Below are 3,874 nucleotides of genomic sequence, written 5' to 3'. Positions count from 1 at the left end.
GCGGACGACGGGATTCGAACCCGCGACCCTCACCTTGGCAAGGTGATGCGCTACCAGCTGCGCTACGTCCGCACGCCCCCGGACGTTCCCGGGTGACGGATGAGAACTTTAGCCGAGCCGGTGAACGACTGCCAACTCGGGGTCGTCTCGGCGCGTCTGGCCCTCGGTGGACGAGATCACCGCCACCCCCCGCAGGCTTCCTAGGAGGATGGTCTGGCGCCTCGGCCTGCTGGTGGCAGTCACACTCCGACACCACCAGGCAACGATCGTCATCACCGTGTCGCAGATCGACCGGCGGAACCGTCCGCACACTGCTTTCGGGCGGCAGACCTCGTTGAATGCTCCCCTACAGAACGACCGACGGCACCCCGGGAAAGTGTCCGGCTTCCGACTGACACAGCGCCGCTCAGCAGGCGGCGGTAACTGTTCGTGTTCACTCGGATGGGCTACGGTAACGGTCGTGACGAGACGTGCGGCCGAAATCCGCCTGGATGCCCTGCTGCGCACCGCCTGCGACGTGATCGTGGAGCGCGGTCTGGCCAACACCCGAACGGCGGACGTGGCGAACGCGGCAGGCGTGAGCCAGGCCCTGGTCTTCTACCACTTCGCCACCAAGGAACGGTTGCTCGCGCAGGCCTTCGCGTACGCGGTCGAGCAGGATCTGGCCCGACTGGACGCGGTGACCCGCTCCTCGGCCCCGCCGCTGACCAAGCTCCGCAAGATCCTCAAGCTCTACACCCCGGCCGGGCGGGCAACCTCCTGGTCGATGTGGATAGACGGCTGGTCCGAGTCGCTGCGCACCCCGGAGTTGGAGAAGGTCTCCCGCCGACTCGACCTGCGCTGGCGTCAGGACCTCGCCGAGGTGATCTCCACCGGAGTGGCCGACGGCACCTTCCAGTGCGCCGACCCGGACGGAGCCGCCTGGCGGATCAGCGCGGTCATGGACGGCCTAGCCGTCCAACTGGCCGTGCACGACAGGGTGATCTCCCGCCGGCAGTTCGGCGAGTGGGTCCGGCTGGTCACCGCCCGGGAGCTCGGCCTGGACCCCGCCGACCTGGACTGACCCGGGCAGCCAGCACCAATCCCCGACCAGGCCGGGCAAAACGGCTCGCCCCGCCCCGCCGACCGGAACAATCGGCAGCATGGATCTGCTGGAGGCGTACCGCCGGAGCCTGGCCGAGTTCGTCGACCGGGTGGACCAGGTCGAGCCCGGCCAGTGGTCCGACCCGACACCCTGCTCGGACTGGGACGTCCGCACGCTCGTCAACCACGTGGTCACCGAGGCCCGGTGGAGCGTCCCGCTGCTCGCCGGCCGGACCATCGAGGAGGTCGGCGACCGACTCGACGGCGACCAACTCGGCACCGACCCGATCTCGACCGCACGGGAGGCCGCCGCGCAGGCCGAGATCGCCGCCACCCACCCCGGCACGATCGACCGCACCGTGCACCTCTCCAGTGGCGAGACCCCGGCCGCGGAATACCTCCGGCAACTCCTCGCCGAGCACCTGATCCACGGGTGGGACGTGGCCGTGGCGATCGGCGCCCAGCCTCGGCTCGATCCGGACGCGGTGCACGTGGCCGCCCAGTGGTTCGCCGGGCAGATCGACGACTACCGGCGCAACAACCTGGTCCACACCGGGGTACGGGTGCCCGACGACGCCGATGAACAGGACCACCTCCTGGCCGCCTTCGGTCGCGACCCCGACTGGGCGCCGACCGACTGACCACGCCGCACCCGTAGCCGGCCGACCACCGGCCCCACCTCCCCACACCGATCGTCGCGACCGCCCCGGGACACCCCGAGGGCGGCTTCGTCTTTCCGCGATCCCGCGACATGTCGACGTCCCCGGACCTTGCCGCCACCACGATCGACTGATATCCACAGGTGTGCATGCGTCACCGCGCATCCACGGCCGGCGACCGCCGGCCATCCCGCTCCCACGAGGAGGTCCCGTGCCACAACCGGAGTGGTCACCCCCGATGAGCCGGCGCCGACGCCGGCTCATCGCCGTCCTGGCGACGACGGCGACGGTCGCCGCGCTGCTCCCCACCGGCGTGAGCACCGCGGCCCCCACCGGCAACGCGGCGCCCGCCGAGCGCACGTCCGGACCATTCGCCGAGGGCCACGAGCCCGCCGACGCCGACAACCGCACCGGTACGGCGGCACCCGACGCCCGCCAACGCGGCCTGGCCCGCGCCGCCGACCCCGACGTCCGCTGGAACCGGCTCGGCACCCCGCAGGCGCTCGGCCCCGGTCGCACAGCTCTGGCCACCGGGCTGCCCGCCGACCCGGAGGCCGCCGCCCGCGCCTATCTGACCGCCAACCGCGACCTGTTCGGGCTGGACGCCGCCTCGGTGGCCGCCATGGACCGCGTGCTGGTCCGGCCGATCGGCAGCGGTGCCGTGGTCACCCTCCGGCAACGCTTCGGCGACCTGCCGGCCGGGCCGGACGGCCTCGTCACGCTCGCGGTCGCGGGCGGCACGGTGCTCTCGGTCAGCTCCTCGCTGGCCCGCAACGGCGGCATCCCCGCCCCGGCCACCCGTACCGCCGAGCAGGCGTACGCGGCCGCGCTCGCCGACGCCAGGCTGACCGCCGACGCGGTGGCCAGCCACACCATCCGGACAGTGGCCGTACCCACCCCGGTGGACGGGCCACGGGCCGCGTACGAGGTCACCATGATCGGCGCGGACACCGAGCACCCCGCCGCGTTCACCACCTACGTGGACGGCAACACCGGGCAGGTGCTGGTCCGCGAGGATCTCGTCGACTACGACTCGGACAACCCGAGCTGGGCGGTCTTCCCGGCCACCCCGCCCCGCGACCTCGGCCCGGGGCAGGACCCCCGGGTGCGCTGGTGCGGCGACCCGGTGCCCGGCTGCGTGGCAGCCTCCCGCGACCCGGCCACCGGCCAGCCGTGGGACGTCGACGCGGCAACCGGCACGCCGACGTACACCTCGCGTGGCAACTCGGCCAACACCGTGCTCTCCTGGGGCGCGAACACCCCGATCGTCCCGGCCCCCACCAGCCCGGAACGCCGCTACGAGTACCCGTTCACCGACCAGTGGCACCAGGCGAAGTGCAACCCCGAGGTCTTCACCTCCGCCCAACGCAACGACGCGGACGCCTCGATCGCCAACCTGTTCGCCATGCACAACCGGATGCACGACTGGTCGTACCAGTTGGGCTTCACCGAGTCGGCGTGGAACCTCCAGGCGGTCAACCTCACCCCGTCCGGGCTGGGCGGTGACGCCGAGCAGGGCCGCGCCCAGCAGGGCGCGTTGACCGGCAACCGCAACAACGCCAACCAGGGCACCCCGCGCGACGGGCTGCCGCCGACCACCAACATGTACCTGTGGCAGCCGCAGGCGGGCGGGCCGTACCCGCCGTGCGTGGACGGCGACTACGACATGACGGTGATCGGCCACGAGTACACCCACGCGATCACCAACCGGATGATCGCCGGCCCGGACAGCGGCATCAGTGGCCACCAGGGCGGGGCGATGGGTGAGTCGTGGGGCGACCTGCTCGCCGCCGAGTACCTCTTCCAGCACGGGCTGCGCGCGCCCGGCGAGACGCCCTTCGTCACCGGCGGCTACGTCACCGGCAACCTGGTCAGCGGCATCCGCAACCACGACCTCAGCCGCAGCCCGCTGAACTACTCCGACATCGGCTACAACACCGGCGGGCCCGCCGTGCACGCCGACGGGGAGATCTGGGGCGCCACGAACTTCCGGGTCCGCTCCGCGCTGGTGAAGCGGTACGGCCTCGGCACCCCGCAGCGTCAGCTCGACTGCGCACAGGGGAAGGTCGCCGCCGACCAGTGCCCGGGCAACCGGCGCTGGTCGCAGTTGGTCTTCGACTCATTCCTGCTCC

Annotated in this window: 3 protein-coding genes and 1 tRNA gene; 3 read left to right on the top strand and 1 reads right to left on the bottom strand. The window is 72.0% G+C overall.

All coding sequences use genetic code 11. The features are described from left to right. A tRNA-Gly gene (locus tag ACWCO3_RS32635) sits at nt 1-72 on the bottom strand. Nucleotides 73-460: 388 nt separating this feature from the next. On the opposite strand from ACWCO3_RS32635, the gene ACWCO3_RS32630 reads away from it, so the two are divergent. The 3 genes from ACWCO3_RS32630 to ACWCO3_RS32620 form a co-directional block, all read left to right on the top strand. Next, complete coding sequence (locus ACWCO3_RS32630) at nt 461-1,063, top strand: TetR/AcrR family transcriptional regulator (protein ID WP_358162807.1); 603 nt, start codon at nt 461-463, stop codon at nt 1,061-1,063. 79 nt (nt 1,064-1,142) lie between these two features. After that, nucleotides 1,143-1,724, top strand: coding sequence for a TIGR03086 family metal-binding protein (locus ACWCO3_RS32625; protein ID WP_145784815.1), 582 nt, complete (start codon nt 1,143-1,145; stop codon nt 1,722-1,724). Nucleotides 1,725-1,953: 229 nt separating this feature from the next. Continuing rightward, nucleotides 1,954-3,874: M36 family metallopeptidase (locus ACWCO3_RS32620; protein WP_450013767.1), on the top strand; the 1,921-nt coding region annotated here is incomplete at its 3' end.

The sequence above is a fragment of the Micromonospora sp. NPDC002411 genome, from assembly GCF_053592955.1.
The sequence above is the reverse complement of the archived record's forward strand: the minus strand, read 5'-3'. Positions and strand labels throughout refer to the sequence as shown.